We start from the raw sequence: 26,988 nt of genomic DNA, 5'->3' as shown, positions 1-26,988 counted from the left end.
CCGGACCGGCCGAACAGGACCGACAGGATGGGGAGCACATGCTCTTGGAGCGCGACGAGGTGCTGGGCACGGCCTCGGCGGCCGCGGCGGCGGCGCGGGCGGGCAGCGGACGCTGGGTCCTGCTCTCGGCACCGGTGTCCGGCATGGGACGGACCGCCGCGCTGGAGGCGATCGTCCGGCGGCAGGCCGACGGTGACGCCGTACGCGTCGGACGCGCCCGCGGCGTACCGGAGGAGACGGCGTTCCCGTTCGGGCTCGTCCGCCAGCTCTTCGCGGACGACGAGGCCGTGCCCTTCTCCGTCGCGGCCGGAGCGGACGAACAGCGGCTGTTCCACGGGCTGGTGACCAGGCTGACCCGGTCCGCCGCCGAGCGGCCGGTCCTGCTCGCGGTGGACGACCTCCACCACGCCGACGAGCCGTCCCGGCGCTGGCTCGGCTACCTCGCCCGCCGCATCGCCGAGATCCCCGTCCTGCTGGTGCTCACCGAGCGCGCCGACCCGTCCGGTCCGGCCCCCTTCCCGCCCGCCACCGGCACGGCCGTCGCCCTCCCCGCGCTCAGCGTCCCCGCCGTCATCCGCCTCGCCCGGGACGCCGGCCTCGACCAGCGCTCCACCGTGGCCTGCGTCGAGGCGGGCATCGGCAACCCGGCCCTGGTGCGGGCGCTCGTCGCCGACTTCGCCGACGGGGCGCTCCCCCGCCCGTCGGCCACCCCGTCGCGCAGCCGCTTCCGCGACACGATCGCCCGCTGGCTGGGACGGGCCGACCCCTGCGTACGCCACGCCTGCCTCGCCCTCGCCGTCGCCGCCGAGGGCGGGATGCCCGTCGGCCCCGGCCTGCTCCACCAGCTCTCCGACCTCTGCACCGCCACCCGCTCCCCGGGCGAGCGGTCGGCGCGCCGCATCAGCAGGCTGCTGGACCACCCCCTCGCACGGGAGGCCGTCCTCGCCGTCGCCGCACCGGAGGAGATCGCCGCACTGCACACCCGCGTCGCGGAACTGCTCGACGAGAGCGGCGCGCCCGCGACCGCCGTGGCCTCCCGGCTCCTGCGGGTCGAACGGCCCGGCGAGGCGTGGATGGCCCGCTCGCTGTCCGAGGCCGCCGAGGAGGCGATGCGCGCCGGTCACGTCGCGGAGTCCGCCGCGTACCTGCGCCACGCCCTGAGCGGCCCGCTCGATCCGGACCGCCGGGCCGCCCTCACCATGCGCCTCGGCGCCCTGGAACTCCCGCACAACGCGACCGCCGGCATCCGCCGGCTCCGCACCGGACTGGAACTGCACACCGACCTCCGGGACCGGGCCACCGCGGCCACCGCCCTCTGCGCGGCCCACGTCGCGCGCCGGGATCCCGACACCGCGCTGGAGGTCCTCCGCCGGGCCGGTCGCGGCGCCGACGACGACGAACTCGTCCAGGTGCTGGGGACCCTCGGCGCGCTCGTCTCCTCGCACGACAACGACGCCTGGCGCGGCGCCGTCGCCGGCCTGCGCGCGCTCGCCCCGACCGCGCCCCCCGCCATCGAGCCGCTGGTGTGCGGACTGATCACCGAGTACGAGGCCGGGGCCGGCCTCTGCTCGGCGGCCGAGGTGCTCGACCGGGTCCGGCCGCGGCTGGCCGCACCGGTGGACCCGCGGCTGCGGACCGCCTGGCTCGGCAGCGCGGCCACCCTGCTCCAGTGGGCGGACCGCCTGGACGAGGCACGGGAGTTGACCGGCCAGTGCCTGCCCGCCCCGCCCGTCCCCCCGGACCTGACCGACGTGGGCCTGCAGTGCCTGCTCAGCGTCCGGGCCGAAGCCGCGCTCTGGGCGGGGGAGTTCGACCGCGTCATCGCCGAGAACGCCCCCCTGGTGGAGGCGACCGCCGGACAGGGCGTCCGACTGCCGCACCTCGCCGCCATGGTGGCGACCGCCCGGCGCGAGACCGGCCGGCGCTCCGCGGCCTGGGAGGCCGTGGCCCTGGTCGGCCCGTCCGGCAGCGACAGCTCCTGGGAGTGGAACGAACTCAGCTACACCCGGGCCCTGTTGCACGCCGCGGACGGCGACTGGCAGGCCGCCCTCGACGACTACCTGGTCTGCGGAGCCGGCCAGCTCGCCCACGACTTCGTCAGCCCGGTCGCCACGCCGTGGCGCTCCGGAGCGGCGCTCGCCCTGGTACGGCTCGGACGGCGGGACGAAGCCCGCGAACTCGCCGAGGAGGAACTGCGCCACGCCCGGACCTGGGGCACCCCGCGCACCGTCGGCCGGGCACTGCGGGCCCACGCCGCTGCCGTGGGCGGCCGGCTGGCCCTGTGCTCGCTGACCGAGGGCGCCGAACTGCTCAGGCCGGCCGCCGCGCCCGTGGAACTCGCGGAGGTGCTGATCGACCTCGGCCGGGCCCACATCGAGGCGGGCAGCGGCCGCAAGGGCCGCGACACGCTGCGCGAGGCGCACGCCGTGGCCCTGCGGCTGGCCGGGCCCGCCCCGGAGACCGGCGGACCGGCCCCGGTCGGCCGTCTCCTCGGTGCGGCGGAGGAGGCGCTGCGCGAGGGCGGGGTGCGGAACCGGGACGGCGGGCACGCCCTGAGCCCCGCCGAACGGCGCGTGGCCGAACTGGCGGCGGCGGGGCACACCAACGCCCAGATCTCCTCCGCGCTCTGCCTCACCCGCCGCACCGTGGAGACCCACCTCACCAACGCCTACCGGAAGCTGCGGATCGCCCGGCGCACCCAGCTGGTGGCGGCGCTGGAGCGGTAGCGGCCGCGGACGCGCCCCCGCCCGGGTGCGGATGCACCCGGGCGGGGGCGGCCGGTTCGACCCGGCCCGGCGCGATCAGGGCCTCGGCACCGGATCCCGCGTCAGGACTTCGGCGTCAGGACTTCGACAGGGTGAAGGAGACCGCGGCATTGTCGCCACTGCCGCCCTGCCAGGTGCACTTGTACCCGGCCGGCGCGTCGCAGCTGTAGCCGTTGCTGCCCCAGTACGGGTTGTTCCAGTGCACCTTGACCTGGTTCTGCTCCCCGGCCACGTTGAAGCTGACCTCACCCTCGGTGCCGGTCATCACGCCCTCGGACTCGCTCGCCCACTTCGCGGTGACACCGGGCTGGACCATCGACGGCGGCATCATGTTGTCGGACCAGATCCCCCACTGCAGGCTCGCGCCGGAGCGGGTGAGCAGCTTCCCCGAGTTGTTGGTCAGGTTGATGCTCGTGCTCCGGGAGGCGCTGGTGAGGCTGGGCATCTCCGCGGCGGCGGCCTTGGCCCGGCTGCGCCCGATGCTGAAGGTGACCGCGGTGTTGTCCCCGCTGCCGCCGCTCCGGGAACAGGTGTACCCGTCCGGGACGGAGCAGCTGTAGTCGTTGCTGCCCCAGTACGGGTTGTTCCAGTGCAGCTTGACCTCGCCGCCGTTGTCGAGCGTGTAGGTGATGTTGCCCTCGGTCCCGGTCGCGAACCCGCAGGACTCGCTCTGCCAGCTGGAGGACTTCGTGTTGGGGATGTAGTCGGACGGCAGCATGTCGTTCGTCCAGCAGCCGTGGTCGAGCTTGTCCCACGTCTTGGTCAGGCCGGACCCGCTGCCGTTGGAGAGCGTGACCTTCGTGGAACGGTCCGCGGCGACCAGCGGCACGTTCGCCGCCGCGCTCTCGGCGGCCGGGCGCTGCGCCGCCGAGGCCTGCGGCCCGTCCTGCCCGGCCGCGGCCTGCGCGGACGGGGCGAGGGCGACCGCTCCGGCCGCCATCAGCACGACGGTGAGGGCGCCCGCGGCCGTGCGGCCCAGACCGGTCATGGAGGTCGTACGCTGCATGGGTCTACCAACTCTCTTCTCGGCTGGACGAGCGGACACGCGTCACGCTCGCCTTGGTCCCGTCCGGAGGGGGGCGCCGCGGCTGGGTGCCGGCGCCGGGTGACTCACTGGCTGTGGAGACTCACTGGATGTAGAGCTCCCAGGTCTCCACGCCGTTGTCCCAGATCTTCTCGATCCTCATCGCGATGGCGCTCCCGAGGCCGTACAGCACCCAGTACGCGGCCTCGGCGGCGAACTGGGAGTTGTACCGGCCGACCCAGTGCCAGATGTCGAGCGCCTGCGCCGACGCGCCTTCCTGGACGGCGGGCGCCGCGACGGGCGCCGGCGCGGCGTGCGCCGGGGCGGGGGAGGCCGCGGCGGCGTAGGCCTGGGCGGTACCGCCGACGAGAACCGCGGCCGCGAGAGCCGCGCTGAGCGAGGCCGCTCCGATTCGCCTGTTCATGACAAGTGTCCCTTCTGGGCGTTCCACGTGAACAGCCGGTCACCCGGGGCCGATCGGTCCCGCCCCGACCCGGCTGCGGGGTGCGGTGGCAGTCACAGATTGGCATCCGACCGCCACGCTCGGGCATCGTGGAAAACCGCGAACTTGGCACGGTGGGCGTCCGGCCGAAGGCCCCCGAGCGGCGCCGCGACGGCGCGCTCGGGGGCCGGTACGCACCCGCGACGGGGTCAACTCACCGCCGCGGCCGCCAGTTCGGCCGCGGCGTCGGCGCAGCCCCAGCTGAGCGTGACGCCGGCGCCCCCGTGGCCGTAGTTGTGGACGGTCCGGCCGTCCGGCTCCGCCTCGAGGCGGGGACCGCCGTGGCGGGCGGGCCGCAGACCGACGACGTGGCCGAGGACGCGGGCCTCGCGCAGTGCGGGGATCCGGGCCGTGCAGCGGGCGAGGATGGCCTCGGCGGTGGCCGGATCGGCGACGGTGTTCCAGTCGTCCGGCTCGAAGGTGCCGCCGAGGACGACGTCGGTGCTGCGGGGGTGGATGTACGTGTAGCCGGCCGGGTCGTCCTGGATCCGGGTCGAGGTGGGCAGGCCGGGGTTGCGGACGAGGACGAGCTGGCCCCGGATCGGGTGCACGGCCGGGTCGTCGCAGAGCTGCCGGGCGCCGATCCCGGTGGCGTTGACGACCACGGGCGCCCAGGCGCGGGCCTGGTCGAGGGTGTCGAGGCGGCGGTGGACGATCCCGCCGCCGTTGTCGACGAACCGGCCGAGCAGCCAGGGCAGGTAGAGCGGCATCTCGACGGCGGGCGCGGTGAACGACCAGCCGTCCGCGCAGTCCGCTCCGCGTTCGGCGGCCGTCAGCCGGCGCAGGTCGGGGACGGCGTCGCCCCACCAGGGCTGGCCTGCCGACTGCCGCTCGTGCTCCAGCATGCGGGTGCTGCGCATCGAGACGCCGGGCACGCCCTCCTCGGCCTGGCGGGCGAACTCCGCGAAGGCCGTCGCGGACCAGTCCGCCACCCGGCCGCCGGTGCCGGTGGCGACCGGGAACCAGACGGCGGCGGCCACCGCCGAGGTCGTCGACAGCAGCCCGTCGGCCGTCACCACGACGACCCGAAGTCCCTTCTCCTGCAGGCGTATCGCCGTGGTGAGCCCGATGATCCCGCTCCCGACCACGACGACGTCCATCACGCCGTCCACCGTGCCGCCCGTCGCACCGTCCGTCGTGCCGTCCATCGCGAACCCCTCCCTCGAAGGCCGCCCGCCGGGTGCCGGCGGCCCTCACCAGGAAAGCGGCTCGCGCCGGAAGCCGTCCAAGACCGGTTCTGTCCGGAAGCGATAAGCCGCCCTTATCATCGCCGGATGGATCTGCGGATGGATCTGCGGCGCATGCGCTACTTCTCGGTGCTGGCGGAGGAGTTGAACTTCACCCGGGCCGCCCGCCGACTGCACGTGGCGCAGCCGGCACTGAGCCAGCAGGTCAAGGCGCTGGAGCGGCAGCTGGGCGTGGAGCTGGTCGAGCGCACCACCAAGGGCTGCGCGCTGACCCCGGTCGGGCGCGCGGTCGCCGAGGAGGCCCGGCGGGTGCTGCGGGAGGTGGCGGCGGCCGAGGAGCGGGTCGCGGCGGTGGTCCAGGGGCGGGAGGGGCGGCTGCGGGTGGCGTACACCCGCTCCGCCCGGGGCGGGGTCTGCGACGCCCTGGTGACGGAGTTCCGCAACCGCTACCCGCGGCTGGACGTCGCCCTGCAGACCGGCTGGACCTCGCACAACGTCGCCGAGCTGCTCGCCGGGCGGCTGGACGCGGCGTTCGTCCGGCCGCCGCTGGACGTCCCCGGGCTCGACTGCCGGATCGTCGCCGAGGAGGAGCTGCTGCTCGCCGTGCCGGCCGGCCATCCGCTCGCCCGCACCCGGGCCCGGATCGGCCGGCACCGGATCGCGGACGAGCCGGTGGTGCTCTGGCCGCGCCAGAACGGGCCCGGGATGCACGCGCTGATCACCGGGCAGCTGTGGCCGGGCCGGTCGCCGCGGATCGTGCGGGAGGAGCCGGACGACGAGCAGCTCCTGCTGGCGGTGGCGGCGGGGTACGGCATCGCGCCCATCCCCGAGGGCCGGGCCCGGGTGTTCCGGATACCCGGCGTCTGCCTGCGCCGGCTGACGGCCCCGGTGCCGACCGTCACCCTGGGGCTGGCCCACGATCCGCGGACGGCTCCCCCGGCTGTCCAGCTGCTGCTGGCGATGGCCCCGCGGCTAACGGGGTCCGCGGGCGCCTGACCGGACGCGGGAGGACGACCGGACGCGGGAGGAGGACCGGACGCGGAGAGACCGTGCCCGCCCCCGTCATGCCGCGGGGGCGGGCACGGCCGTCGGGGGCCGGCGTCGGGGCCGGCTCAGCCGATGGTGGAGCCGGTGACCGGGGCGGAGAGCTCGACGGTCTCGCCCTTGAGCCCGGTCTTGACGAACTGCCAGCTCAGGCCGGTGATGACGCCCTTGTCCAACGGGGCCAGCTTGGCGAAGGCGGGCTGGCTGAGGTCGATGTGGGTGGAGTCGCAGGAGGGACACTGGTCCTTCACCGGGACGGTGACGGTCTTGCCCTGGTAGGTCACCTTGACCGAGATGCCCTTGCAGACCGGGTCGTTGTTCGGGTTGGCGGTGGTCCACCAGGTGTGCGAGACGGCGACCAGCATCTGGGTGGAGGCGTTGATCTGGGTGCCGCAGGCGCCGTAGCCGGCGTCGGTGTAGTAGGTGGCCTTGCCGGTCATGGGCTGGTTGATCGGTATCGCCGCGCTGGCGGAGCCGGCCGTGAGGGCGATCAGGGCGGCCGCGGCGAGCGGGGCGCCCGCGAGGATCCTGAGGTTCTTGCCGATGGCGCGCATGGTTCGTTCCCTTCGGTTGCGGTGAAGGTCATGAGCATGACAGGCAGAAGTCGGCACATTCGTACGGAAGTTCACCGACCGAACGCCTTTGTGGAGGAAACGTATGCGCCTGACCGCAAGGTGGTCCAGACCTCCGCGATGTTGGCATGAACACAAGGCAAGAATCTTTACCAATGCGGCCGAAGGGGCGAAGATGCGTGACCGCCCTGCCACGGAGGGTGTTGACAGGCCGTCACCCGAGCCCCCGGAGGCCTCCTCAGATGCGCACCTCGCTCGTCGCCCTGCTCCTCGGCAGCGTCCTGCTCCCGACCACCGCCCCCGTCACCGCCGGCGCCGCGCCGCGCGAGGTGAACCAGGGCTACAGCATCCCGGTCGCCGGCGTGACCGACCTCGGCGCGCTGCCCGTCCTCGCCAGTCTCGGGCTGGACTTCGCCCGCCTGCTCGGGCAGTAGCGACCGCACCGCCGTCACCGAACGTCACAGCCGCACCGGTATCCGGGCAGGCGTCGGCCCCGAGGCGGGAACCACCCGCGCCGGCCCGGATTACTTCCGCTCCGAAAATTAGTAACCCCGCCCCCGGGCCACAAGCCCGAACCCCCGCCCGCAGCGCGCCCGCCATCCCCCCGTCATCCGCCGCAACACCCGGCAAGCGGCCGCAAGCCGCCGCAACGAAGCGGCAACGCCCTTTCCCACCAGCCAAGATGACGATTGACAGAGGCCCGGGCGGTTCAGCACGATGAGGCCCGAGCCCATCCGCAGCGACCAGGAAGGAGGGCCGATGGCCACCGTCGTCCGCCCCGCCCCCCGCCGCTGCCCGCGCCGCTGTTGTCGCGGCGCCCTCGCCCGCTGACGTCCGCCGAAGCGGACCGTCGCGCCCCTGTACGCCCGCTGCCCGCCGTGCGGAGCCGTACGCCCACCGCCGCCTGACGCCGCTCCGCGCACCCGCCGTCCGTCACGCTGCGTAGCTGTATTCGCCGTCACCACACCCGTCCCGAAAGGGCCCCGCCATGACCACCGCCCCCGCCTCCCCCGCCGAACCGACCACCGCCGACGCCACCGCCCCGACCGCGCTCCGCCTCACCCCCGTCGCCGGCCGGATCGGCGCGCTCGTGCACGACATACGCCTCGGCGGCGACCTCCCCGCCGGGACCGTCGCCGCCCTGGAGGCCGCCCTGTACGAGCACAAGGTGCTCTTCTTCCGCGGCCAGCAGCACCTGGACGACGCCGGGCAGGAGGCCTTCGCCCGGCTGCTCGGGCAGCCGGTCGGCCACCCCACCGTGCCCAGCGCGGACGGCCGCTACATCTTCGAGCTGGACGCCACCAAGGGCGTGCGCGCCAACAACTGGCACACCGACGTCACCTTCGTCCCGTCCTACCCCAAGGCCTCGATCCTGCGCTCCCTGGAGGTCCCGCCGGCCGGCGGCAGCACCGTCTGGGCCAACACCGCGGCCGCCTACCGGGACCTGCCCGCCCCGCTGAAGACGCTCGCCGAGAGCCTGCGCGCCGTCCACACCAACGACTACGACTACGCCGCCCGGCTCGCCCTGCGCCCCGAGCTGGCGGACAACGCCGAGGTCGCCAGGCTGTTCCGGGACGTGTTCGTCTCCACCGCCTTCAGGACCGAGCACCCGGTGGTCCGGGTCCACCCGGTGACCGGTGAGAAGACCCTGCTGCTGGGCGCCTTCGCCCAGCGCGTCCAGGGCGTCTCGGGCGACGACAGCAAGGCCCTGATCGACCTCTTCCAGCGCTACGTGGAGCGCCTGGAGAACACCGTCCGCTGGGACTGGCAGGTCGGCGACGTGGCGATCTGGGACAACCGCGCCACCCAGCACTACGCGGTCGCCGACTACGGCGACGAGCCGCGCCTGGTGCGACGGATCACCCTGGACGGCGACCTGCCGGTCGGCGTGGACGGCACCCCGAGCCGGCTGCTGGAGCCCGCCGACCCGCCGCGGGTGCCGGGCCTGGTGCCCGCCGAGGAGCTCGAAGCGGCCAACTGACCGGGGCCGCGAGGGACCACGGCAGAAGATCCGCGCCGATGACCACGTCCACCGCCCCGCGCGCCGGCGACGACCGCCGGGACGCCAACGCCTCCGCCGTCCTGCGCACGGTGCTCGACCACGGGCCGATCGCTCGCAGCCGGGTCGCCGCGCTCACCGGGCTCAGCGCCTCGGCCGTCTCCCGGCAGGCGGTGGACCTGGTCCGGCTCGGACTCCTGCACGAGCGGCCCGAGTTGGCGGCCGCCGGCACCGGCACCCTGGGCCGCCCCCAGCTGCCGCTCGACCTCGACCCGGACCGCCTGGCCGTGGCCGGGCTGCACATCGGCCTGCCGTTCACCACCGTCGCGCTGCTCGACCTGCGCGGCCGGGTGCTGCGGCGCAAGGAGGTCCCGCACCGCGGCCGGACCGGCCCGGACCTGCTGCGGCCGCTGCTGGCCCGGCTGCCCCGGCTGATCGACACCCTGCGCGGCGACCGTACGGTGGTCGGCCTCGGCGCCGTCACCGGCGGCTCCGTCGACCCGGCGGCCGGGGTGGTCGTCCGGCACGATCCGCTGCGGTGGCGGGACCTGCCGCTGCGCGAGCAGCTGACGGCCGCCACCGGACTGCCCGTCCAGGTGGACAACCACGCCCGGGCGCTCACCCTGGCGGAGATCCTCTTCGGCCACCCGGCGGCCCGCCGCAGCATGGTGCAGCTGTTCGTCGGCCACGTGGTGGACGCGGCGCTGGCGGTCGCGGGCACCGTCCACCTGGGCCCGCCCTCGGCCACCGGCGACCTCGGCCACCTCCCGGTCTCCGGGACGGTCACCGACCCGGACGCGGACAGCCGGGAGCGCTGCCACTGCGGGCGGCTCGGCTGTCTCTCGGTGGCCGCCTCGGACACCGCGCTGTTCGCGGCGGCCGCCGCCGAGGGGGTCACCGCCGCACCGGACCGGGCCCAGCTGATCGCCGCCGTCCGGCGCGGCGACCCGACGGCCGGCCGGCTGGTCCGTAACCGGGCCAGGATCGTCGGCCGCGCGCTCGCCCTGCTCGCCGACGTGGTCAACCCCGACCTGGTGGTGCTGACCGAGACCTTCGCCCTCCTCGACCCGGCCCATCTCGACGTCGTCCGGGCCGAGTTCGCGCTCCGCTCGCACCTGCACCGGGACGCCGGCCTGCTGATCGCCCAGCCGCGCGGCCGGGACGTGCTCGCCGTGGCCGCCGGAGCGCCGGTGCTCGGCGAGCTGTACGCCCGGCCGGTCCACGCGCTCACCGCACCCCGCGCCACCCACCGTCCCTAACCGCCCCCGATCACCCGCAGCCGCCCCCGATCCCGCGAAACCGCCCCGATCACCCGCAGCCGCCCCCGAAGGACCGCCATGACCGCGCTCCCCCGTCCCCCAGCCCCGAGCCGCCGCACCCTGCTGCGCGCGGGCCTCGCCGGCGCCGGACTGCTGACGCTCGCGGGCTGCCGCTCGGCCGTCGAGCACGCCCGGAACGCGGCCGGTGCCGTGGACGCCGACTCCCCGCGCCGGGGCGGCGTGCTGACCGTCGCGACCGGCATCGACATCACCCCGAGCCTGCTCTTCGCCGTGAGCGCCAACACCCTCGTCCAGCGCCTCGCCTTCAACACCCTCACCCGGTACGACGACCGGCTCCGGCCGCAGCCCGAGCTCGCCACCGCCTGGGAGGTCTCGCCGGACGGCCTGAACGTGACCCTCGAGCTGCGCGAGGACGTGCTGTTCCACAGCGGCCGCCGGTTCACCGCCGACGACGTCGTCTTCGCCGTCCGGAACCTCCAGAACCCGGCCCGCTCCGCCCAGTTGAGGTCCACCGCCGCCGCCGTCACCGACTTCCGCAAGAACGGCGACTTCGAGCTGACCCTGGTGCTCGCCCACCCGGTGAGCAACCTCTTCGACCTCTTCGAATTCATGATCGTCCCGGATCGGGAGAGCATCGAGGACGCCGTCACCGGCACCCGGCTGATCGGCACCGGCCCGTTCGCCCTCACCGGGCGCAAGCCCGGCTCCTCGCTCTCCTTCGCCCGCAACGAGCAGTACTGGAACCCCGGCCGCCCCCACCTCGACGGCGTGGAGATCCGGATCATCCCGCAGGCGGAGTCGCTGCTGTCCTCGCTCAGGACCGGCCAGACCCACCTCTCCTACAACGTCCGCGGCAAGGACGCCGCGACCCTGGTCGACGACCCGCGGTTCCGGATCAGGCAGTACGACACCGGCTCCGGCGCCCACTACATCGGCGTGGACGTCACCGCCGAGCACGTCCGCGACAAGCGCGTCCGCCAGGCCATCGCCTGGGCCGTCGACCGCGACCGGCTCGTCCAGCAGGCCCTCGGCGGCTACGGCACCGTCTCCTCGGTGCCCTGGCCCAAGTCCTCCCCGGCCTACACCGAGGCCGGCGCCACCCACTACCGGCACGACCCGGAACGGGCCCGGGCGCTGCTCCGGGAGGCGGGCGCCGAGCACATCACCCTGCCCTTCGCCCACTCCAACGAGGCCGGGCCGACGGCCATCGCGCAGATCCTCCAGTACGACCTCCGGCAGGTCGGCATCGAGACGGTGCTCCAGCCCGCCGACTCGCCGACCATGCAGAAGCAGCTGATCTCCCAGTCCATGCCCGCCCTGTGGACGCTCAGCCACGGCTTCGCCCAACTCCAGCCCGCGACCCTCGCGGTGAGCGCCTACCCCTTCAACGAGGCCAGGAACAGCTCCCGCTTCGCCTCCCCCGCCTACACCGACGTGGTGCAGCGCGCCTGGAACCGCAGCGACAGCGACAGCCCCGAGGCCAGGGCCCTCCACCAGCAGATCACCGACGTGCTGCTGGACGAGGAGTTCGTGATCGACCTCGCCATCGCCGGACTGGTCGAGGTCGCGGGCCGCCGGGCCCGGGGCGTCACGCTCAACAAGTTCGGCTACCTCAACCTCGACGACGCCTACCTCACGGCCTGAGCAGGACGGCCCGGAACCCCATGCGCACCTTCCTCCTGAAACGCCTCCCCAGCGGACTGCTCGTCCTCGCCCTCGCCTCCTTCCTGGTCTTCCTCATCCTCCGGCTGATCCCCGGCGACCCGGCCACCACGCTCGCCGGACCGGACGCCTCCCCCGCCACCGTCGCCGCCATCCGCGGTCGACTCGGGCTCGACCAACCGCTGTTCGGCCAGTACGTCAGCTGGCTCGGCCACCTGCTGAGCGGCGACCTCGGGCCGAGCTACGCGATCGGCGGCCAGGTCTCCGACCTGATCGGCAACGGCCTCGGCGCCACCGTCCAACTCACCCTCGGCGCCCTGCTGCTGGTGGTGCTGATCGCCCTGCCGCTGGGCGTGGTCGGCGCCACCACCAGGCGCGGCCCGGTCGCCGCCGCCGTCCAGGCGGTCACCACCGGTGTGCTGGCGGTCCCGCCGTTCGTCACCGGCGTCCTGCTGGTCCTGCTGTTCGCCGTCTCCTTCGAACTGCTCCCGGCCGGCGGGCACGAGTCCCTGCTCGCCGAACCGGACCTGGCCGTGCAGTACCTGGCGATGCCCGCCCTCTGCCTGGCCCTGCCCAGCGCCGCCGTGCTGGCCCGCTACCTCAAGGACGGCATCGAACGCGCCCTCGCCGAGGACTACGTCCGCACCGCGACCGCGCTCGGCGTCTCCCGGCGGCGGATCGTCTGGCGGCACGCACTGCCCAACGCGCTGCCCTCCGCCGTCACCGTCCTCGGCCTCCAGACCGGCCACCTCGTCGCCGGGGCCGTCCTGGTGGAACGGATCTTCGCCTGGCCGGGCCTCGGCCAGCTGATCGAGCAGGGCGTGCTACGCCGGGACTACCCGCTGGTGCAGGACCTGCTGCTGCTCGTGGTCGCGGTCTACGTGGCCGTCCAACTGCTCACCGACCTGGCCTACACCTGGCTCGACCCCCGGATCCGCTGGGAGTGACCCGATGACCACCGCCGCCCTTCCCCTCAAGTCCGCCGCACCGCGCGGCCGTTACCGCGCCGCCCTGCTCAGCCCGCGCGGCCTGACCGGCCTCGCCCTGGTCGGCGCCGTCGCCCTGGCCGGACTGCTCGCACCGCTGCTCACCGGCACCGACCCGAACGCCCAGAGCGCGCTCGCCCTGGCCGGCCCCGGCGCCGCGCACCCCTTCGGCACCGACGACCTCGGCCGCGACCTGTACAGCCGGGTGCTGCACGGCATCGGCACCGACCTCGCGCTGATCGTCACCGCCGTCCCGGTCGGCGCCCTGCTCGGCTGCTCCGCCGCCCTGCTCGCGGCCACCTCCCGGTGGGCCGACCTCGCCGTCCAGCGCGCCTTCGACCTGCTGCTCGCCTTCCCCGGGCTCATCCTCGCCCTGGCCGTCACCGCCGTCCTCGGCCCGGGCCGCTGGCCGGTGGTGATCGTCATCGCGCTGGCCGAGATCCCCGGCTACGGACGGCAGTTGCGAGCCGGCATCCTCGTCCAGCGGGAGCGCGAGTACGCCCTGGCGGCCCGGGTCGGCGGCGCCTCCCGGGCCCGGGTGCTGCTGCGGCACGTACTGCCCAACGCCGTCGACCCGCTGATCGTCCAGACCGCCGTGGCACTCTCGCTCGGCGTGTTCATCGAGGGCGCGATGAGCTTCCTCGGCCTCGGGGTCCGCCCGCCGGAGCCCACCCTGGGCAGCATCCTCAGCCAGTCCGTCGCCTACCTGGCCACCCACCCGACCTTCGCGGCCGCCCCACTGGCCGCCACCACCGCACTGGTGCTCGGCTTCACGCTGATCGCCGAGGCCCTGAACCGGGGGATCCGCCGATGACCACCGTGCTCCGCGTCACCGACCTCACCGTACGCTTCGGCGATTCCGACCCCCAAGGCACCACGGCCGTCGACGGCGTCTCCTTCGACCTCGGAGCGGGCGACACCCTGGGTATCGTCGGCGAGTCCGGCTCCGGCAAGTCCACCACCGCGCTGGCGCTGCTGCGGATGCTGCCGCCCGGCGGCCGGATCACCGCCGGCTCGGTCCACCTCGCCGGGCAGGACCTCGCCGCCCTCCCCGAGACCGCGCTGCGCGCCCTGCGCGGGCGGCGGATCGCCATGGTCTTCCAGGACCCGATGTCCTCGCTCAACCCCGTGCTCACCGTCGGCCGCCAGCTGGACGAGGCGCTGCGCGCCCACGGCGGCACCCGGCGGAAGGCCGAACGGCGGGCCCGGGCCGCCGAGTTGCTCGACCTGGTCGGCATCCCCGACGCCGCCGGCCGACTGCGCGACCACCCGCACCGGTTCTCCGGCGGCCAGCGCCAGCGCATCATGATCGCCCTCGCACTCGCCCACGACGCCGAGGTGCTGGTCGCCGACGAGCCGACCACCGCCCTCGACCCCACCGTCCAGCAGCAGATCCTGCGGCTGCTGACCCGGATCAACCGGGAGACCGGCACCGCCCTGGTGGTGATCAGCCACGACCTCGGGGTGATCGCCCGGACCTGCCGCCGGCTGCTGGTCATGCGGCACGGCCGGGTGGTCGAAAGCGGCGCCACCGCCGAGGTCCTCGCCCGGCCCGAACACCCGTACACCCTGGAGCTGTTGGCCGCCGTACCGCGTCTGGAGGAGCCCTCCCGGGCGGCCGCCAACAGCACCCCGGGCACCCGGCCGCTGCTCACCGTCCGCGGCCTGACCAAGACGTACGGCTCCGGGCGGCGCGCCGTCACCGCGCTGCACGGCGTCGACCTCGACCTGCACCCCGGCGAGACGCTGGGCCTGGTCGGGGAGTCCGGCTCCGGCAAGTCCACCCTGGCCCGGGCGCTGGCCCAGGCGCACCCGCCGTCCGGCGGCAGCATCCGCTTCCGCGGCGAGGAACTCGGCCGCGGGGCACGGCGCGACGGGCCGCACCGCGAGGTCCAACTCGTCTTCCAGGACCCGTACTCCTCGCTCAACCCCCGGATGACCGCCGGGCAGATCATCGCCGAACCGCTGATCGCCCACCGCCTCGGCGACCGGGAGCAGCGCGCCGCCCGGGTCGCCGAACTGCTGGAGCAGGTCGGGCTGGACCCGACCGTGGCCGACCGCCACCCGCGCGCCTTCTCCGGCGGCCAGCGCCAACGCATCGGCATCGCCCGGGCCCTGGCGCCCGAACCGAGCGTGCTGGTCTGCGACGAGCCGGTCTCCGCGCTGGACGTCTCGGTCCAGGCCCAGGTGATCGAGCTGCTCGCCCGGCTCCAGCGCGAACTCGGCCTGGCCGTCCTGTTCATCGCCCACGACCTGGCGGTGGTCCGCCGGGTCAGCCACCGGATCGCGGTGATGCACCGCGGCCGGATCGTCGAGACCGGTCCGGCCGACCGGGTCGTCACCGCGCCCGAACACCCCTACACCGCCGAGCTGTTGGCCGCCGTGCCGGGCCTGGAGCCCGCTCCGGCCGCCAGCCGCTGAGCCGGCGCCCGCCGAGCCGCCACCCGCCCGAGCCACCCCCGGAGCACCGTATGAGCACCCCGCCCGACCCGCACCTCCGGCCGACGCCGCAGCCCGACCCGCACCGCCGCGACCCGTACGCGGGCTTCCCCGGCACCGTCGGCCGCACCTTCGCCGAGTCCGTCCCCGCCTGGCCGCGGCGGGTCCGCCCGCGCGAGGGCGCGCCCAACATCGTCGTCGTGCTGATCGACGACATGGGCTACAGCGACATCGGCCCGTTCGGCGCCGAGATCCCCACCCCCACCCTGGACCGCCTCGCCGCCACCGGCGTCCGGCTCGCCAACTACCACACCATGCCGCTCTGCTCCCCCGCCCGGGCGGCCCTGCTCACCGGCCTCAACCCGCACCGGGTCGGCTACTCCTTCGTCGCCAACGCCGACCCGGGCTTCCCCGGCTACGGCATGGAGGTCGCCGGGGACATCCCCACCCTGGCCGAACTACTGCACGACGCCGGCTACGCCACCTACGCGGTCGGCAAGTGGCACCTCACCCGGGACTCCGCCTCCAACGCCGCCGACGACCGCGCCAACTGGCCGCTCCAGAAGGGCTTCGACCAGTACTACGGCGTCCTGGAGGGCCTGACCAGCCTCTTCCACCCGCACCAACTCGTCCGCGACAACAGCCCGCTGGACATCGACGAGTTCCCCGACGGCTACTACTACACCGACGACATCACCGACCAGGCCGTCAAGATGGTCACCTCACTGCGCGCCCACGACGCCGACAAGCCCTTCTTCCTCTACCTCGCCCACAACGCCGTGCACGGCCCGCTCCAGGCCAAGCCCGAGGACCTCGCCCGCCACCGCGGCCGCTACGACGGCGGCTGGGACGAGCTGCGCCGCACCCGCTTCGCCCGCCAGCTGGCCGCCGGCCACTTCCCGCCCGGCACCGAGCTGCCCGAGCGCAACTCCGAGGCCGGGTACGAGGTCGGCCCCTGGGACGAACTCACCGACGTCCAGCAGACGTTGTACGCCCGCTACATGGAGGTGTACGCGGCGATGGTCGACAACGTCGACCAGAACCTCGGCCGGCTCACCGACACCCTGGCCGCCCTCGGCGAACTCGACAACACCATCATCGTGTTCACCAGCGACAACGGCGGCACCGGCGAGGGCGGCGCCGAGGGCACCCGCAGCTACTTCAGCCGCTTCGTCCACCACCCGAACCTGCCGGCGGACTGGAACCCGGACGTCCGGCGCGAGATCGACCTGATCGGCGGCCCGCGGAGCCTGGTGCACTACCCGCGCGGCTGGGGCATGGCCTCCAACACCCCCTTCCGCCTCTACAAGGGCCAGACCTACGCGGGCGGCGTCCGCGTCCCCTTCGTGCTCTCCTGGCCGGCCGGCCTGCCCCGCGCCGAGGGCGACACCGGCGTCCGCACCCAGTACCAGTACGTCACCGACATCCTGCCCACCCTGCTCGAACTCGCGGGCGTGGAACGGCCGTCGGAGCGCCTGGGCCACCCCGTCCAGGAGCTCGACGGCACCGGCTTCACCTCCGTGCTGCGCGACGGCGCCGCGCCCGGTACCCACCACGAGCAGTACTGCGAGATGACCGGCAACCGCAGCTACTACCGCGACGGCTGGAAGCTGGTCACCCTGCACCGCCCGGGCACCCCGTACGACGACGGCGAGTGGGCGCTGTACGACCTGCGCACCGACCCCACCGAGATCCACGACCTCGCCGCCGAACACCCCGACCTCGTCAAGGAGTTGTCCGCCGCCTGGGAGGCCGCCGCCTGGCGCGACGGGGTCTTCCCGCTCGCCGACGGCAGCGGCGCCCTCGCCCTGCGCGGCCCCGAGGCCGAGCGGCTGCGCCGCCCCGTCACCCTGCTGGCCGGCACCCCCGAACTGGAGCGCTACCGCTCCTCCCGGCTGATCGCCTTCCGCTCCTTCACCGTCGAGGCCGCGCTCGACGGCTACCGGCCGGGCGACCAGGGCGTCCTGGTCTCGCACGGCGACCAGGGCGGCGGCTACAGCCTCTACGTCGAGGAGGGCCGGCTGCGCCTCGCCTACAACCAGTACGGCGACCTGCTGGAGGCCGACGGAGGACCGCTGCCGGCCGGCGCCCGGCTGATCACCCTGGAGGTCACCGCCGTCGCCGACCTCAGATGGGAGTTCCGGCTGCTCGTGGACGGCCTGCCGGTGGGCGACACCGGGGACGGCGCCGCGGCCGGGGTGGAGCCCGCCCTGCTCGGCCCGGTCCACCAGCTGATCGGCATGGCCCCGTTCCAGGGCATCAGCGTCGGCATCGACCGCAAGTCCCCGGTCTCCTGGCCGCTGTACGAGCGGCACCGCTCCTTCCGCTACACCGGCGCCCTGCACTCCGTCACCTACCGGCCCGGCGAGCCCGCGCCGTACGACCCGGAGACGGTGGCCCGGGCGCTGCGCGAGGCGGCGGCCGCCTTCGAGTAGCCGGGCCCAAGCCGGGCCGGACCGGGCCCAGACCGGCCCCGGACCGGACTCGGACCGACCGGTCCGCGCCAGTCGGGCCGGGCCGGTCGGCCATGATCCCCGATCACCCGCCAAGATCCCCCCACCCGGGTTACCCTCGTCCCGCGCGGCAGCCCGGCCGCGCGGCCGACCGAGGGGGGAACGGATGATCGGGGACCTGCTGCCGGACGTCGTGGTGACCGAGGTGGCCTACGAGGACCCGCCGGAGGCCCGGCTGGAGCCCGAGGAGGAGCCCGCCGTCGCCCGGGCCGTCGACAAGCGGCGCCGCGAGTTCACCACCGTCCGGCACTGCGCCCGGGCCGCCCTCGCCCGGCTCGGCGTCCCGTACCGCCCGCTCGTCCCGGGCCTGCGCGGCGCGCCGAGCTGGCCGGACGGCGTGGTCGGCAGCCTCACCCACTGCGACGGCTTCCGCGCGGCGGCCGTGGCCCGGGCCGGCACCCTCGCCTCCGTCGGCATCGACGCCGAGCCCGCGCTGCCGCTGCCGGAGGGCGTCCAGGAGGCCGTCGCGCTGCCGGTCGAGCGGCAGCGGCTCGCCAAACTGGCCGCCGAGCACCCGGACGTCCCGTGGGACCGCATCCTGTTCAGCGCCAAGGAGTCGGTGTACAAGGCCTGGTTCCCGCTGACGCAGGTCTTCCTGGACTTCGAGGAGGCCGAACTGGACCTCTCCCCCGACGGCACCTTCACCGCCCGGCTGCTCGTCCCGGGCCCGGTGGTCAACGGCCGCCGGCTCGACGGCTTCGACGGCCGCTGGGCGGTCCGGGACGGGCTGCTCGCCACCGCGATCGCCGTCGCCCCCTGACCGGCGACCAGGCCCCGGACCGTCACCGACCGGCCCCCGGACCGTCACCGACCGGCCCTCGACCGGGGCGGCATATCCTCGACCCCGTGACGGTGACCTATGTGATCGACGGCGACGAGATCAAGACCCTGGAGGACTTCTGGGACGTGGTCGGGCGGACCATCGGCGTGGACGGCTACTTCGGCCGCAACCTCGACGCCTTCGCCGACTGCCTGCGCGGCGGCTACGGCACCCCCGAGGACGGCGACTGGGTCATCGAGTGGCGCCACCACGAGGTCTCCCGCCGCAACCTCGGCTACCCGGAGACGGTCCGGCAGCTGGAGCTGCGGCTGGCGCGCGCCCACCCGACCAACCGCGCGCGGATCACCGCCCAGCTGGACGCCGCCCGGGCCGGCAGGGGGCCGACGGTCTTCGACTGGCTGGTCCGGATCATCGAGGAGGAGCACCCGGGCGGCCTGCGCCTGGCCTGACCGCCCTTCACCCCGCCTGACCGCCCCTGGGCCCCGTCGCGGGGGCGTGCCCCGCTACAGCACGTCCGAGAGCCGGACGAAGCGCCGCCCCGCCGCCAGCAGCCCCGGCACCGCCGCCGCCACCCCGGGGGCGGTGCCGCCGCCCGGGCGGTTCATGTGCCCGATCACGATCGCGCCGGGCGGGGCGGAGGCGACCTCCCGCCGCACCTCGGCGGACCGGAGCGTCGCCCCGTCGTCCCCGTTGACGGTGAATCCGGCCACCCGCTGGCCCAGGTCGGCGACCACCCGGGTGGCGACGTCGTCGTAGTGCGCGGTGCCGGAGCGGAAGAACCGGGGCGGGTGCCCGAGCAGCCCGGTGAGCTTCTCGGCGTTGCCCGCCACCTCGTCGTACACCTCGCCGACGCCGCGCGTGCCGGCGATGCCGTAGGCGGAGCGGCCGGTCACCGAGAGCGGACGGTGGACGGTGCCGTGGTTGCCGATCTCGAACAGCGGGTCGGCGGCGAGCTGCTCGAACTCGTCCGGGTTGGCGTCGATCCAGCGGGCGTTCAGGAAGAGCGTGGCCGGCACCCCGTGCGCCCGCAGGGCGTCGATCAGGTCGGCGTCGTAGCCGCTGCCGCCGGGGCCGCCGCAGGCGTCGAAGGTGAGCGCCATGGCGCTCTCGCCCTCCGGCAGCTCGGTGATCACCCCGGACACGTCCAGCCCCCACTCGGCCGGGGCCAGCGTGCCGTACCGCTCGACCACCTCGGCCCGGGTCGCCGGGTGCGGGGGCTGCTTCGCGGGGTCCGGCGCGGGCGTCGATTCCGGCGCGGATGTCGGCGCGGATGTCGGCGCGAGGGCCTCGGTGGGCCCGCCGGACGGCGTCGCGAGCGGTTCGGCGGACGGTTCGGTGGACGGTGGCGCCGACGGCGAGGCCGGACCGGTGCCCGCCGCCTTGCTCCGGCACCCCGCCAGCGCTCCTCCGGCCACCCCCATGAGCAGTGCCCGCCGACTCACCGACACGCCCGTCTCCCATCCGCGCCATGTCTCGCACTCGCCATGCCTCATACAACCCGATGGCATGTAACCCGATGACATGACTATGAACCGACCATTCGTCACTCCCCGCAACTCGCCCCCGCCCCCGCCCGGCGCCTCTTCACCGACCCGCCCCGCCGCCGTGGGCCACGACTCACCCCCGGTTCACCCGCCCGGGTAAGCCCGCGAGCGACCCGCCCGCCCCGATCCGGAGACCTCGATGCCGACCGAGCCCAGCACCCCGCGCCCGAACCGACCCGCCGACCAACCGGCCGACCAGCCGACCCACCCGCCGACTCCGCAGCCCGCCCGCCGCGACCTGCTCCGCACCGGCCTCGCCACCGGCGCCGCCACCGCGCTCGGCCTCGCCGCCGCCACCGGCCGGGCGGACGCCGCCCCCGCCGACGGCCCCGCCGCCGCCCCAGGCGCCACACCCCCCGACCGCACCCTCACCCTCACCGGCCACCTGCCCACCGGCTCCCCCGACTTCGTCTACCTCCCGGTCGAGGTCCCCGAGGGCGTCCGCGAGATCGCCGTCTCCTACGGCTACGACAAGCCGCCCGTCCCGGCCGGCACCCCCGGCAACTCCTGCGACATCGGCATCTTCGACGAGCGCGGCACCGACCTCGGCGGCCCCGGCTTCCGCGGCTGGTCCGGCGGCTTCCGCACCGAGTTCAGCCTCTCCCGCGCCGCCGCGACCCCCGGCTACCTCCCCGGCCCGGTCAACCCCGGCACCTGGCACGTCGTCCTCGGCCCCTACCAGGTCGCCCCGCAGGGCCTGGAGTACCACGTCGAGGTCACCCTCCGCTTCGGCGCCCCCGGGCCGCGGTTCACCCCGCAGTACCCGGCGGAGCGGGCCCGCGGCCGCGGCCGGGCCTGGTACCGGGGCGACTGCCACCTGCACACCGTCCACTCCGACGGGCGGCGCAAGCCCGAGGAGGTGGCCGCCGGAGCCCGCGCGGCCGGCCTGGACTTCATCGTCTCCACCGACCACAACACCAGCTCCTCGCACGCCGCCTGGGGCCCGCTGGCCGGCCCCGACCTGCTGATCCTGCCGGGCGAGGAGATCACCACCCGCAACGGCCACTGGCTGGCCCTCGGCCTGGAGCCCGGCCAGTTCGTCGACTGGCGCTACCGCTCCCGCGACGAGGAGTTCCCGCGCTTCGTCCGCCAGGTCCACCGGTCCGGCGGCCTGGTCGTGCCCGCGCACCCGTACTGCCCGTACGTCGCCTGCCAGTGGAAGTTCGGCTACGAGCAGGCCGACGGCGTCGAGGTGTGGAACGGCCCCTGGACGTACGACGACGAGTCGGCGGTGGACACCTGGGACGGCCGGCTCGCCGTCGCCCTGCGCGAGGGCCGCTCCTGGCTGCCCGCCCTGGGCAACAGCGACGCGCACAGCGAGCCGCAGGCCATCGGCTCCCCGCACAACGTCGTCCTGGCCGAGGACCTCACCCGGGACGCGATCCTCGACGGGCTGCGCGCCGGACGCAGCTGGCTGGCCGAGTCCTCCGCCGTCACGCTGGACCTCACCGTCACCGGGCACGGCCGCCGGGCGGGCATCGGCGAGGAGCTGACCGTCCCGGCCGACGCCCCGCTCGACGTCCGGCTCACCGTCTCCGGCGTGCCCGGCGGGACGGTCCGCCTGCTCACCGACGAGGGCCAGATGCACCAGGAGTCGCTGCCCGCCGACGGCTCCGGCACCGTGATCTGGCGCACCACCGCCTCGCTCGCCGCCTACGTCCGGGCCGAGGTGCGCCACCCGAAGGCGGACGGCACCCCCGGCAGGGGCAACTCGATGGGCCCGGACCTGCCCTGGGGCCCGATGGCGGCGCTCACCAACCCGATCGTGCTGCGCACCGAAGCGGGCTGACCACCCCGGCCGGCCCCGCCGACCGACCACTCCGACCCGCCCAGGAAGCGGGCTGGGGACGACTCGGACCACCCGTTTGGACTAGGTTGATCCCCGAAACGCATCAGTCGTAGGGACGAGGCGGTCGGATGTCCGGATATGGGCCGACCAGCCCCTTCGCACTCCGACCGCCCCGCCCCGGCTACCCGACCGTCCCCGGCCCGCGAAGGGATCAGCAGCTGTGAACCGTACGACCGTAGGTGGGCCGGAGCTCGGGGGCGGCGGGGGCGCCGGGGGCGTCCTCGTCCTCGTCGACCCGGCCGGGGCCGGGAACAGCCCGGTCGCGGAGCTGCTCGCCCGGGAACTGAACCCGAGCGTCCACCTGCGGACGGACGACTTCCTGCGGGTCATACGCAGCGGCCAGCTCCCGCCCCACCTGCCCGAGGCCGGGCGCCAGAACGCCACCGCCCTCGCGGCCGCCGCCCAGGCCGCCTTCGCCTACGCCACCCGCGGCTACCAGGTCGTGGTGGAGGCCCCCGCCGCCCCGGCCGCCCTCGACACCTTCCGCCGCGAGAGCCGTGCCACCGGCGCCGCCCTCCACTACGTCGTCCTCCACCCCGGCCCGGCGCCCGAGGACACCGTCCACACCGCCCACACCCTCGACACCGCGGCCCTCACCCCCGAGGCCGCCACCGGCTCCGTCCTCACCGCCCTCACCCGGCGCACCCACCTGCTCGGCTGGTAGCCCGGTAGCTCCCCTCGGCGCTCAGGCGCCCACCGTGCCGTCGATCGCCTCCCGCAGGAAGTCCGCGTGCCCGTTGTGCCGGGCGTACTCGTGGATCAGGTGGAGCATTACCAGCCGCAGCGACACCTCGGCGTCCCACCGGGCCTGGTAGCCGGTGACGTCGAGGGAGTCGGCGGCGAGCTCGATCCGGCGGGAGTGCTCGACCTCGGCCTGCCACGCGGCGAAGGCCTCGGCGCGGGTGGCGCCGGCGGGGTCGTAGGCGGCCTGGTAGTCGCCGTCCTCGGACCAGACCAGCGGCAGCTCCTCACCGTCGATCACCCGGCGGAACCAGACCCGCTCGACCTCCGCCATGTGCCGGACCAGCCCGAGCAGGCTGAGCGTGGACGGCGGGCTGGAGCGCAGCCGCAGCTGCTCGTCGGTCAGGCCCTCGCACTTCAGGGCCAGGGTCGCCCGGTGGAAGTCGAGGAAGCCGCGCAGCATCTCGCGCTCACCGCCGGTCAGCGGCGGGGCGGGGCGGTCGTCGGGGACGGTCACGGTGGTCGGTCTCCTCGCGGTGGTCGGACTCCCGGCGGACTGTAGCGAACCGCCCGGCCGGTCCGAAACGCCTTTTCTCCCGGCCGCCCGCCCGGCTGGCTGGCTTCCCGGCTTCGCCATCCGCTGTCACATCCGGGCGCCCTCCGGTGTCTTCATGTCCGGCAACCCGCCGAACCACCGAACCACCGAACCCGGAGGACACCATGGCACTGCGACTGCCGAAGGCCCAGCTGCCCGCCGAGCTGAGCGAGAACATGATCAGGACGTTCGGGACCGCCCTCGAACCCGTCGAGGCCGTCTGGCACAACCCCGCCGTCGCCACAGCGAACCTGGACTTCTCCCGCGGGATCGCCGAGTGGGACGCGCTCGACGAGGGCCTCAAGTCCTTCGCGCACATGGCGGTGGCCGCCCAGGTCGGCTGCGGCTGGTGCCTGGACGTCGGCTACTTCCAGGCCCGGAACCAGGGCCTGGACCCGGCCAAGGCGAGCCAGGTGCCGAACTGGCGGGCGGCGGAGGTGTTCACGGCGCTGGAGCGCGAGGTGATGGCGTACGCCGAGGCCATGACCGTGACCCCGCCGGCCGTCACCGACGAGCAGTACGAGCACCTGCTGGGCGAGCTCGGCCCGGCGGCCATGGTCGAACTCACCGCCTACGTCGCCTTCGTCAACATGGCCACCAGGAACAACACCGCGAACGGCGTCCGGTCGCAGGGCTTCTCCGACTCCTGCGGGATCCCGCTGGCCCGGCCCACCGTCACCGCCGACGACGCCGCTGACGTGCCGGCCGGAGTGAAGCCGGCATGACCGAGGACCCCTTCGTCGTCCACCGCAGCCTGCTCTTCACCGTCGCCTACGAGCTGCTCGGCTCCGCCGCCGACGCCGAGGACGTGCTACAGGAGTCCTGGCTGCGGTGGGCCGGGGTCGACCGCGCCCAGGTGCACGACCCGCGCTCGTACCTCATCCGGATCGTCACCCGCCAGGGCCTCAACCGGCTGCGGACGCTCACCCGTCGGCGCGAGCAGTACGTCGGCGAGTGGCTGCCGGAGCCGCTGCTCACCAGCCCCGACGTCGCCGAGGACGTCGAACTCGCGGAGAGCGTCTCCTTCGCGATGCTGACCGTACTGGAGACGCTCGGGCCGACCGAGCGGGCCGTGTTCGTGCTGCGCGAGGTCTTCGAGCTGCCCTACGAGGAGATCGCCGAGGCCCTCGGCAAGACCCCGCCCACCGTCCGGCAGATCGCCCGGCGCGCCCGCGCACACGTGGCGGCCCGCCGGCCCCGGGTACGGGTCAGCCGCTCCGAGCAACAACGGGTGGTGGAACGGTTCCTGGAGACCCTGCGCACCGGGCGGCTGCAGGACCTGATGGAGGTACTGGCACCGGACGTCGTCCTGATCGCCGACGGCGGCGGGATCGCGGCCGCCGTCCCGGCCCCCGTGCACGGGGCCGAGGCCGTGGCCGCGCTGCTCGCGCGCACCGGACGGCTCCCGGTCCCGTTCGACACCACCGCGGTGTGGCTCAACGGCGCCCCGGCCGGCCGCATCGACATCGGCGGCGAACCCTCGGTGGTGAGCCTCGCGGTGGAGAACGGCCGGGTCACCCGGGTCTACATCGTGCGCAACCCGCGGAAACTGACCCGCCTCGACACACCGGCCGACCTCACCCGGTAGCCTCTCCCCGTTCGCGTGGTGGTGCTCCGAGCCCGCTCGGAGCACCACCACGCTCCCCCACCGCTCCCTGGACGCTCCGCCATCACGTACCGTGTTCGGACCACCACAGGTTTGGGTACGTACCTCGGCGCGCCCGACGGCCGGGCGCCCACCGAGCAGGAGACCCAGCGGCCCATGGACCACAACCGCATCCCCCCGACCGTACGCCGGACGTACGGCGTCGACGACCTCAGCACCGCCCCGTCGTTCGCCGGAGGCTTCATCAACTTCGGCTACTGGCAAGGGATCGACCTCGCCGACCCGACCTCCGAGGACCGGGTGCGCAGCCAGGAACAGATGTACCGGCGGGTGCTGCGGGAGTTCCCGGAGCCGCGGGAGCGGCTGCGGCTGGCGGAGGTGGGCTGCGGCCGGGGGCTGGGTGCCGCCCTCGCCCTGCGGGAGTTCCGGTTCGCGGGCGTGACGGGCGTGGACATCCACCCCGACCAGATCGAACGGGCCCGCGCCGTCAACGCGAGAGCCCTGGCAACGTACCCCGATCGGCTGGCGTACACCCTCGGCTCGGCGGACGAACTCCCCTTCTCCGACGGCTATCTGGACGGCGTCTTCTCCGTCGAGGCCGCCCAGCACTTCCGCGAACTGACCGGCTTCGCCCGCGAGTCCGCCCGCGTCCTGCGCCCCGGCGGCCGGCTCGTCGTCGCCACCTTCTTCACCGCCCCCGGCCCCGACGTCGCCGAACGCCTCAAGATCCTCCTCGCCAGCTTCGCCGACGGCCTCGACATCGCCCACCCCCTCGACGACTTCACCACCTCCCTCACCCGCACCGGCTTCACCGACATCACCACCGAATCCATCGGCGCCGACGTCTGGCCCGGCCTCGACCGCTACCTCACCGACGCCGTCCCCTCCGCCCACTGGACCCGCCACTTCCTCCCCGCCTGGCGCGACGGCCTCCTCGACTACCACGTCCTCACGGCCATCCGCATCTGACCGGGCGCTGATCGGCCCTGGGCCTGCCATAGGCCCAGGGCCGCTCACGCTACGACGGCAGCTGGCGGGGGCCGCCACCGCCCCTGATTTAAGCCCTCCAGGGCTGACCGTGACGCGGTACGCCGACCACCCGACCTTCGGGCAGCTGCCATTGCAACCCCTCAAGGGCTGATCACAACCCCGGACGGGCCGTTCGGCGCGTGCACCACCAATCTGTTGCAAGCCCTCCAGGGCTAATCACGACGCGCCGCGCGAGATTTTCGCCGGGCCGATCGAGGTGTTGCAAGCCCTCCAGGGCTAATCACGACCCGAGATCATCCAGGCCCCCGCCGTCCCCACCGCGTTGCAAGCCCTCCAGGGCTAATCACGACGACGGGGTCCAAGCCGGCTCGCTGGCGCTCAACAGGTTGCAAGCCCTCCAGGGCTAATCACGACGCGGGACCATCAGCGGCACCAACGTCAACCTCGGGTTGCAAGCCCTCCCGGGCTAATCACGACGGCTGCTCGCCGTCTGCCTGGACGGCTGGGTGATCGCCGGTTGCAAGCCCTCCAGGGCTAATCACGACCGCCTCTGCGGTGCGCTCCGCCTGCCGGTAGGAGACGGGTTGCAAGCCCTCCAGGGCTAATCACGACCCGAGGGTAAAGTCCAAGGTCAGAGCACCTGCGGGCGTCATCGTACGCGCTGGAAGCACAGCGACCGATCGGTCCTGCAGCGGCGCTGGTCACAGGATCTCGCCCGGCCCGCCGAGGGTGGCGCCGAGTGTTGCCCTGTCGATCATGTCCGGGGAGCGGGCGGTGTAGGTGACGATGCTGTCGTAGCTGGGGTCGATCACGCTATTGAGGGTGTGGGTGAGGGCGCGGTACTGGGCGGCGGTGAGTTCGCCGTGGAAGACGCTGCGCTGGGTCCAGTGGAGGTACTTGCGGCAGGTTTTCAATACTTTCGGGTTGCGTTCGGCTGCGGTGTCGTAGACCAGGATGACGAACATCGGC

The 26,988-nt window shown here is 74.4% G+C and carries 24 protein-coding genes and 1 CRISPR repeat array; of the genes, 17 read left to right on the top strand and 7 right to left on the bottom strand.

Going from position 1 to position 26,988, the window contains the following annotated elements:
* Positions 1–38 precede the first annotated feature (38 nt).
* Positions 39–2,726, top strand: a complete 2,688-nt coding sequence (locus ACFVU7_RS23990; RefSeq protein WP_388047041.1) for a LuxR C-terminal-related transcriptional regulator — start codon at positions 39–41, stop codon at positions 2,724–2,726.
* 115 nt (positions 2,727–2,841) lie between these two features.
* On the opposite strand, the gene ACFVU7_RS23985 is transcribed toward ACFVU7_RS23990, so the two are convergent.
* The 3 genes from ACFVU7_RS23985 to ACFVU7_RS23975 form a co-directional block, all read right to left on the bottom strand.
* On the bottom strand, positions 2,842–3,771 hold the full coding sequence (locus ACFVU7_RS23985; RefSeq protein ID WP_388047039.1) for an aegerolysin family protein: 930 nt from the start codon (positions 3,769–3,771) through the stop codon (positions 2,842–2,844).
* 121 nt (positions 3,772–3,892) lie between these two features.
* Positions 3,893–4,213 (bottom strand): hypothetical protein, encoded by a 321-nt coding sequence (locus tag ACFVU7_RS23980; RefSeq protein ID WP_117486900.1) that lies wholly within the window; start codon positions 4,211–4,213, stop codon positions 3,893–3,895.
* 227 nt (positions 4,214–4,440) lie between these two features.
* Positions 4,441–5,439: an FAD-dependent oxidoreductase gene (locus ACFVU7_RS23975; RefSeq protein ID WP_380743274.1), complete on the bottom strand. Its 999-nt coding sequence runs from the start codon at positions 5,437–5,439 to the stop codon at positions 4,441–4,443.
* 126 nt (positions 5,440–5,565) lie between these two features.
* Between ACFVU7_RS23975 and ACFVU7_RS23970 the strand changes: the two genes are divergently transcribed.
* Positions 5,566–6,474: a LysR family transcriptional regulator gene (locus ACFVU7_RS23970; protein WP_380743272.1), complete on the top strand. Its 909-nt coding sequence runs from the start codon at positions 5,566–5,568 to the stop codon at positions 6,472–6,474.
* Positions 6,475–6,590: 116 nt separating this feature from the next.
* Here ACFVU7_RS23970 and ACFVU7_RS23965 read toward each other — a convergent pair whose 3' ends face one another.
* Positions 6,591–7,076 (bottom strand): cysteine/serine endopeptidase inhibitor, encoded by a 486-nt coding sequence (locus ACFVU7_RS23965; protein WP_049656984.1) that lies wholly within the window; start codon positions 7,074–7,076, stop codon positions 6,591–6,593.
* A 260-nt stretch (positions 7,077–7,336) separates the two neighbouring features.
* On the opposite strand from ACFVU7_RS23965, the gene ACFVU7_RS23960 reads away from it, so the two are divergent.
* The 10 genes from ACFVU7_RS23960 to ACFVU7_RS23915 all read left to right on the top strand — a co-directional run bounded on the left by ACFVU7_RS23960 (position 7,337) and on the right by ACFVU7_RS23915 (position 19,203).
* Positions 7,337–7,528, top strand: coding sequence for a hypothetical protein (locus tag ACFVU7_RS23960; RefSeq protein ID WP_049656983.1), 192 nt, complete (start codon positions 7,337–7,339; stop codon positions 7,526–7,528).
* 554 nt (positions 7,529–8,082) lie between these two features.
* Entirely contained in the window at positions 8,083–9,075 is a 993-nt protein-coding gene (locus ACFVU7_RS23955) for a TauD/TfdA dioxygenase family protein (RefSeq protein ID WP_388047037.1), read from the top strand.
* Positions 9,076–9,113: 38 nt separating this feature from the next.
* On the top strand, positions 9,114–10,352 hold the full coding sequence (locus ACFVU7_RS23950) for an ROK family protein (RefSeq protein WP_388047035.1): 1,239 nt from the start codon (positions 9,114–9,116) through the stop codon (positions 10,350–10,352).
* 78 nt (positions 10,353–10,430) lie between these two features.
* A complete protein-coding gene (locus tag ACFVU7_RS23945) occupies positions 10,431–12,017 on the top strand; it encodes an ABC transporter substrate-binding protein (protein ID WP_388047033.1) in 1,587 nt (528 codons plus the stop codon).
* A 20-nt stretch (positions 12,018–12,037) separates the two neighbouring features.
* On the top strand, positions 12,038–12,982 hold the full coding sequence (locus ACFVU7_RS23940) for an ABC transporter permease (protein WP_049655646.1): 945 nt from the start codon (positions 12,038–12,040) through the stop codon (positions 12,980–12,982).
* A 4-nt stretch (positions 12,983–12,986) separates the two neighbouring features.
* A complete protein-coding gene (locus ACFVU7_RS23935) occupies positions 12,987–13,835 on the top strand; it encodes an ABC transporter permease (RefSeq protein WP_388047031.1) in 849 nt (282 codons plus the stop codon).
* Entirely contained in the window at positions 13,832–15,442 is a 1,611-nt protein-coding gene (locus tag ACFVU7_RS23930) for a dipeptide ABC transporter ATP-binding protein (RefSeq protein ID WP_388047030.1), read from the top strand. Before ACFVU7_RS23935 ends, ACFVU7_RS23930 begins: the two co-directional genes overlap by 4 nt.
* Before the next feature lie 50 nt (positions 15,443–15,492).
* Entirely contained in the window at positions 15,493–17,895 is a 2,403-nt protein-coding gene (locus tag ACFVU7_RS23925; RefSeq protein ID WP_388047029.1) for an arylsulfatase, read from the top strand.
* A 184-nt stretch (positions 17,896–18,079) separates the two neighbouring features.
* The gene (locus ACFVU7_RS23920; RefSeq protein WP_388047027.1) at positions 18,080–18,733 is read left to right on the top strand and encodes a 4'-phosphopantetheinyl transferase; all 654 of its coding nucleotides are present in this window, start codon (positions 18,080–18,082) and stop codon (positions 18,731–18,733) included.
* Positions 18,734–18,819: 86 nt separating this feature from the next.
* Positions 18,820–19,203, top strand: coding sequence for a barstar family protein (locus ACFVU7_RS23915; RefSeq protein WP_380777709.1), 384 nt, complete (start codon positions 18,820–18,822; stop codon positions 19,201–19,203).
* A 54-nt stretch (positions 19,204–19,257) separates the two neighbouring features.
* On the opposite strand, the gene ACFVU7_RS23910 is transcribed toward ACFVU7_RS23915, so the two are convergent.
* The gene (locus tag ACFVU7_RS23910) at positions 19,258–20,202 is read right to left on the bottom strand and encodes a polysaccharide deacetylase family protein (RefSeq protein ID WP_388047025.1); all 945 of its coding nucleotides are present in this window, start codon (positions 20,200–20,202) and stop codon (positions 19,258–19,260) included.
* A 235-nt stretch (positions 20,203–20,437) separates the two neighbouring features.
* Here ACFVU7_RS23910 and ACFVU7_RS23905 point away from each other — a divergent pair, with 235 nt between their 5' ends.
* Both ACFVU7_RS23905 and ACFVU7_RS23900 read left to right on the top strand, forming a co-directional pair.
* Complete coding sequence (locus ACFVU7_RS23905; RefSeq protein WP_388047022.1) at positions 20,438–22,087, top strand: CehA/McbA family metallohydrolase; 1,650 nt, start codon at positions 20,438–20,440, stop codon at positions 22,085–22,087.
* A gap of 220 nt (positions 22,088–22,307) precedes the next feature.
* Entirely contained in the window at positions 22,308–22,811 is a 504-nt protein-coding gene (locus ACFVU7_RS23900; RefSeq protein ID WP_049652015.1) for a hypothetical protein, read from the top strand.
* 21 nt (positions 22,812–22,832) lie between these two features.
* Here ACFVU7_RS23900 and ACFVU7_RS23895 read toward each other — a convergent pair whose 3' ends face one another.
* On the bottom strand, positions 22,833–23,291 hold the full coding sequence (locus ACFVU7_RS23895; RefSeq protein ID WP_375877064.1) for a DinB family protein: 459 nt from the start codon (positions 23,289–23,291) through the stop codon (positions 22,833–22,835).
* A 257-nt stretch (positions 23,292–23,548) separates the two neighbouring features.
* Here ACFVU7_RS23895 and ACFVU7_RS23890 point away from each other — a divergent pair, with 257 nt between their 5' ends.
* From ACFVU7_RS23890 to ACFVU7_RS23880, 3 genes are all read left to right on the top strand, one after another.
* Positions 23,549–24,148, top strand: coding sequence for a carboxymuconolactone decarboxylase family protein (locus tag ACFVU7_RS23890; protein ID WP_388047020.1), 600 nt, complete (start codon positions 23,549–23,551; stop codon positions 24,146–24,148).
* On the top strand, positions 24,145–25,011 hold the full coding sequence (locus ACFVU7_RS23885; RefSeq protein WP_388047019.1) for an RNA polymerase sigma-70 factor: 867 nt from the start codon (positions 24,145–24,147) through the stop codon (positions 25,009–25,011). Before ACFVU7_RS23890 ends, ACFVU7_RS23885 begins: the two co-directional genes overlap by 4 nt.
* 111 nt (positions 25,012–25,122) lie before the next feature.
* On the top strand, positions 25,123–25,998 hold the full coding sequence (locus ACFVU7_RS23880; protein WP_388047017.1) for a class I SAM-dependent methyltransferase: 876 nt from the start codon (positions 25,123–25,125) through the stop codon (positions 25,996–25,998).
* Positions 25,999–26,148: 150 nt separating this feature from the next.
* A CRISPR array of direct repeats spans positions 26,149–26,631; the repeat unit is 29 nt; unit sequence GTTGCAAGCCCTCCAGGGCTAATCACGAC.
* Between the two features lie 89 nt (positions 26,632–26,720).
* Here ACFVU7_RS23880 and cas2 read toward each other — a convergent pair.
* Positions 26,721–26,984: a CRISPR-associated endonuclease Cas2 gene (gene cas2, locus ACFVU7_RS23875; RefSeq protein ID WP_049652019.1), complete on the bottom strand. Its 264-nt coding sequence runs from the start codon at positions 26,982–26,984 to the stop codon at positions 26,721–26,723.
* Positions 26,985–26,988 lie beyond the last annotated feature (4 nt).

It is taken from the genome of Kitasatospora sp. NPDC058046, from assembly GCF_042885595.1.
Taxonomy (GTDB): domain Bacteria; phylum Actinomycetota; class Actinomycetes; order Streptomycetales; family Streptomycetaceae; genus Kitasatospora.
Note: the sequence above shows the minus strand (reverse complement) of the source record. Positions and strands in the feature narration are given on the sequence as shown.

Bases quoted from the DNA above. Each gene is read 5' to 3' on its own strand.
- ACFVU7_RS23990 (WP_388047041.1), top strand. From the start codon at position 39: ATGCTCTTGGAGCGCGACGAGGTGCTGGGCACGGCCTCGGCGGCCGCG.
- ACFVU7_RS23985 (WP_388047039.1), bottom strand. From the start codon at position 3,771: ATGCAGCGTACGACCTCCATGACCGGTCTGGGCCGCACGGCCGCGGGC.
- ACFVU7_RS23980 (WP_117486900.1), bottom strand. From the start codon at position 4,213: ATGAACAGGCGAATCGGAGCGGCCTCGCTCAGCGCGGCTCTCGCGGCC.
- ACFVU7_RS23975 (WP_380743274.1), bottom strand. From the start codon at position 5,439: ATGGACGGCACGACGGACGGTGCGACGGGCGGCACGGTGGACGGCGTG.
- ACFVU7_RS23970 (WP_380743272.1), top strand. From the start codon at position 5,566: ATGGATCTGCGGATGGATCTGCGGCGCATGCGCTACTTCTCGGTGCTG.
- ACFVU7_RS23965 (WP_049656984.1), bottom strand. From the start codon at position 7,076: ATGCGCGCCATCGGCAAGAACCTCAGGATCCTCGCGGGCGCCCCGCTC.
- ACFVU7_RS23960 (WP_049656983.1), top strand. From the start codon at position 7,337: ATGCGCACCTCGCTCGTCGCCCTGCTCCTCGGCAGCGTCCTGCTCCCG.
- ACFVU7_RS23955 (WP_388047037.1), top strand. From the start codon at position 8,083: ATGACCACCGCCCCCGCCTCCCCCGCCGAACCGACCACCGCCGACGCC.
- ACFVU7_RS23950 (WP_388047035.1), top strand. From the start codon at position 9,114: ATGACCACGTCCACCGCCCCGCGCGCCGGCGACGACCGCCGGGACGCC.
- ACFVU7_RS23945 (WP_388047033.1), top strand. From the start codon at position 10,431: ATGACCGCGCTCCCCCGTCCCCCAGCCCCGAGCCGCCGCACCCTGCTG.
- ACFVU7_RS23940 (WP_049655646.1), top strand. From the start codon at position 12,038: ATGCGCACCTTCCTCCTGAAACGCCTCCCCAGCGGACTGCTCGTCCTC.
- ACFVU7_RS23935 (WP_388047031.1), top strand. From the start codon at position 12,987: ATGACCACCGCCGCCCTTCCCCTCAAGTCCGCCGCACCGCGCGGCCGT.
- ACFVU7_RS23930 (WP_388047030.1), top strand. From the start codon at position 13,832: ATGACCACCGTGCTCCGCGTCACCGACCTCACCGTACGCTTCGGCGAT.
- ACFVU7_RS23925 (WP_388047029.1), top strand. From the start codon at position 15,493: ATGAGCACCCCGCCCGACCCGCACCTCCGGCCGACGCCGCAGCCCGAC.
- ACFVU7_RS23920 (WP_388047027.1), top strand. From the start codon at position 18,080: ATGATCGGGGACCTGCTGCCGGACGTCGTGGTGACCGAGGTGGCCTAC.
- ACFVU7_RS23905 (WP_388047022.1), top strand. From the start codon at position 20,438: ATGCCGACCGAGCCCAGCACCCCGCGCCCGAACCGACCCGCCGACCAA.
- ACFVU7_RS23895 (WP_375877064.1), bottom strand. From the start codon at position 23,291: ATGCTGCGCGGCTTCCTCGACTTCCACCGGGCGACCCTGGCCCTGAAG.
- ACFVU7_RS23890 (WP_388047020.1), top strand. From the start codon at position 23,549: ATGGCACTGCGACTGCCGAAGGCCCAGCTGCCCGCCGAGCTGAGCGAG.
- ACFVU7_RS23885 (WP_388047019.1), top strand. From the start codon at position 24,145: ATGACCGAGGACCCCTTCGTCGTCCACCGCAGCCTGCTCTTCACCGTC.
- cas2 (WP_049652019.1), bottom strand. From the start codon at position 26,984: ATGTTCGTCATCCTGGTCTACGACACCGCAGCCGAACGCAACCCGAAA.